We start from the raw sequence: 3,035 nt of genomic DNA, 5'->3' as shown, positions 1-3,035 counted from the left end.
CGGGACCTGCCCGGCGGCCGGGGCCGACTGCTGCTGGGAGGCGGGCCGCGCCTGCGGCTGCGCGGGCTGCTGCGGCTGCGCGGGCTGCTGTGCCTGCGCGGGCTGCTGCGGCTGCGACTGCGACTGCGGCCCGTGCTGGACCGGGACGTCGGGCGTCCGGGGCGCGTGCGGGGACCCGGACTCGGCCTGGAGGGCGCGGATCGTCATGGTGCCCTCGGGAGCGGGCCGTGCGTCCCCCTCCGGTTCCACTCTGCGTACGCCGGGCAGCGCGCCGCCCGTCGGGTCGGCGGCGGACGGCACCCGCGGGTCCCGGGCGCCGTCCGCGCCCCAGGAGACCTGCTGGTCCCGGCCGCCGCCGATGCCCCGCTGACGGGAGATGTCCGCCTGCCAGGCGGTCGCCGGCTCGGGACCGGGGTCGCGTTCCGCTTCCGCTTCCGGTTCCGGTTCCGTTCCGGGCCCGGACTGCGACGCCATGCCCGGGTCCTCGTCCAGGAAGACGGGCCCCGTCTCCTCGACGGCCGGAACCGGCGCGGGGGCCGATGCCGGGGACGCGGCCGGGGCCGCGGGCACGGCCGAGGCGGGTGGCGTCGGCATCGCCTCGCCGTCCTTGGGGGCAGGTCGGCTCGTACCGGGGACCCAGGCGGCACCGTTCCAGTACCGGATGTATCCAGGAATGGAGGGATCTGGGTAGTAACCGGCTTCGGGGCTGCCGTCGCCGGTTGCCGGGGTTGGGGCGCTCATCACCGTGGTCCCGTATCTCCTCGAGGGCCTCAATTCAAGGCACCACATCTATCAGACCGCCGGGTGGCCCCGGGCCGCTCCGGCCGCGAGGGCCGCCATCCGGTCACAGCTGTGTCACGCAAAGTAACAGAAATTCGTCGGCGAAAGTCGCGTAATGAAAGCGGGAAGAAGTGCTCTCTCCCTCTGAGCGCGCCCGGCGCGGGCCGCGTATACCGCCCAGAGGGAGGAAGATCCATGCAGGAGACCACGGTCGTGGAGCGGGAGCTGGAGCTGAAGCTGGTGCTGTCCCCGGAGCGGAATGTGCCGGTGCCGGCCCGGCTGACGTACCGGACGGCCGACCCGTATGCCGTCCACATCGTCTTCCACATCGGCTCGGAGCATCCGGTGCACTGGACGTTCGCCCGGGAGCTGCTGGTGGAGGGGGTGTTCCGGCCGTGCGGCCACGGCGACGTGCGGATCTGGCCGGCGAAGGTGGACGGGCACGGTGTCGTGCTGATGGCGCTGTCGTCCCCGAACGGCGACGCGCTGCTGGAGGCGCCGGCGGCGCGGGTGTCGGCGTGGCTGGAGCGGACGCTGCGGGTCGTGCCGCCGGGGACGGAGTCGGACCGGCTCGGCATCGACGACGAGCTGGCCGAGCTGCTGTCGGCGGAGGCATGACGGCACGTCCGGGAGCGGTGGTGGACGGCGGACGGAAGACCTCACCCGGGTCTCAGAAGAGTTTGCCCGGGTTGAGAATGCCCAGCGGGTCGAAGGTGTGCTTGATGCCCCGCTGGAGTTCCACGCCCACCGGGCCGAGTTCGCGGGCCAGCCAGTCCTTCTTCAGGACGCCGACGCCGTGTTCGCCGGTGATGGTGCCGCCGAGCTCCAGGCCCAGGGCCATGATGGCGTCGAAGGACGCGCGGGCGCGCCGGGACTCGTCGGGGTCGGTGTGGTCGAAGCACACGACGGGGTGGGTGTTGCCGTCGCCGGCGTGGGCGCAGACACCGATGGTGAGGCCGTACGCGCCGGCGACGGCGGCGGTGCCGTCGAGCATCTCGGCGAGCCGGGAGCGGGGCACGCACACGTCGTCGATCATCGTGGCGGTGGAGACGGTCTCCAGGGCGGGCAGGGACATCCGGCGGGCCTTGAGGAGCAGTTCGGACTCGGCGGCGTCCTCGGCCGGAACGACCTGGGTGGCTCCGGCGGTGGTGCACAGCTCCGCGACGGCGGCCAGGTCGGCGGCGGGGTCAGGGGTGTCGAACGCGGCCAGGAGAAGTGCCGCGGTGGAGTCGGGCAGCCCCATGTGGCCGAGTCGGTTGACGGCCCGGACGGTGGTGCGGTCCATCAGTTCGAGGAGCGAGGGGGTGTGGCCGCGCTCGATGACGGCGCAGACGGCGGCGCACGCGTCGGCCGTGGACGCGAACTCGGCGGCGAGGGCGAGTTGGGCGGGCGGCTTCGGCTTGAGGGCGAGGACGGCGCGTACGACGATGCCGAGGCTGCCCTCGGAGCCGACGAACAGCCGGGTGAGGTCGTAGCCGGCGACGCCCTTGGCGGTGCGGCGGCCGGTGGAGAGCAGCCGCCCGTCGGCGAGGACGACATCGAGCCCCAGGACGTACTCGGCGGTGACGCCGTACTTGACGCAGCACAGCCCTCCGGAGGCGGTGCCGATGTTGCCCCCGATGGTGCACATCTCCCAGCTGGAGGGGTCGGGCGGGTAGTGCAGGCCGTGGGCGGCGACGGCCTGGGAGAGCGTGGCGTTGACGACGCCCGGTTCGACGACGGCGATCCGGTCGACCGGGTTGATCTCCAGGACGCGGTCCATCTTGGTGAGGGAGAGCACGACGCAGCCGTCGGTGGCGTTGGCCGCGCCGGACAGGCCGGTGCGGGCGCCCTGCGGGACGACGGGGACCCGCAGGGCGGTGGCCGTGCGCATGACGTGCTGTACCTGCTCGACGGTGCGGGGCAGGACGACTACGGCGGGGGTGCCCGCGGCGCAGAAGCTCGCCATGTCGTGGGCGTAGGAGACGGTGACGTCCGGGTCGGTGATCAGGGCCTCGGCGGGGAGGCCGGCGCGCAGCCGCTGCATCAGATCGTCCATGATCCCAGCGTGGCACCGGGGGCCATCGGTGTGAACCGGGCGTGTACCGGCCGTGGGCTCGCCGGGCGGTTCCCCGGCTGGGCGCACATTGAGCGGCATGAAGACGAAACAGGTCTCTCAGGTGGTGCTGCTCGCGGGGGCGGGCGCGGTGCTGGCGGGCGCGGTGGCGCTGTTCGTGACCGACGGCATGACAGGCCTCGGGGGCGGCGCCCGCGGG

At 73.4% G+C, this 3,035-nt stretch carries 3 protein-coding genes; 1 reads left to right on the top strand and 2 read right to left on the bottom strand.

The window, feature by feature from the left end:
• A partial coding sequence (locus FVS66_RS05860) for a DUF2510 domain-containing protein (RefSeq protein ID WP_149179922.1) occupies nt 1-741 on the bottom strand: 741 nt, incomplete at its 3' end.
• Between the two features lie 234 nt (nt 742-975).
• On the opposite strand from FVS66_RS05860, the gene FVS66_RS05855 reads away from it, so the two are divergent.
• Nucleotides 976-1,398 carry an SsgA family sporulation/cell division regulator gene (locus tag FVS66_RS05855; protein WP_149179921.1) on the top strand — a complete coding sequence of 141 codons (423 nt, stop codon included), beginning with the start codon at nt 976-978 and terminating at the stop codon, nt 1,396-1,398.
• Nucleotides 1,399-1,450: 52 nt separating this feature from the next.
• Here the strand turns inward: FVS66_RS05855 and FVS66_RS05850 are convergent, their stop codons facing one another.
• On the bottom strand, nt 1,451-2,818 hold the full coding sequence (locus tag FVS66_RS05850; RefSeq protein ID WP_149179920.1) for an FAD-binding oxidoreductase: 1,368 nt from the start codon (nt 2,816-2,818) through the stop codon (nt 1,451-1,453).
• Nucleotides 2,819-3,035: the final 217 nt, after the last annotated feature.

Source organism: Streptomyces sp. TRM49041 (genome assembly GCF_008271805.1).
GTDB lineage: Bacteria > Actinomycetota > Actinomycetes > Streptomycetales > Streptomycetaceae > Streptomyces.
This window is presented reverse-complemented; position numbering and strand designations above follow the sequence as displayed.

Excerpts from the sequence above, each read along its gene's own strand:
- FVS66_RS05855 (WP_149179921.1), top strand. The coding sequence starts at position 976 with ATGCAGGAGACCACGGTCGTGGAGCGGGAGCTGGAGCTGAAGCTGGTG.
- FVS66_RS05850 (WP_149179920.1), bottom strand. The coding sequence starts at position 2,818 with ATGGACGATCTGATGCAGCGGCTGCGCGCCGGCCTCCCCGCCGAGGCC.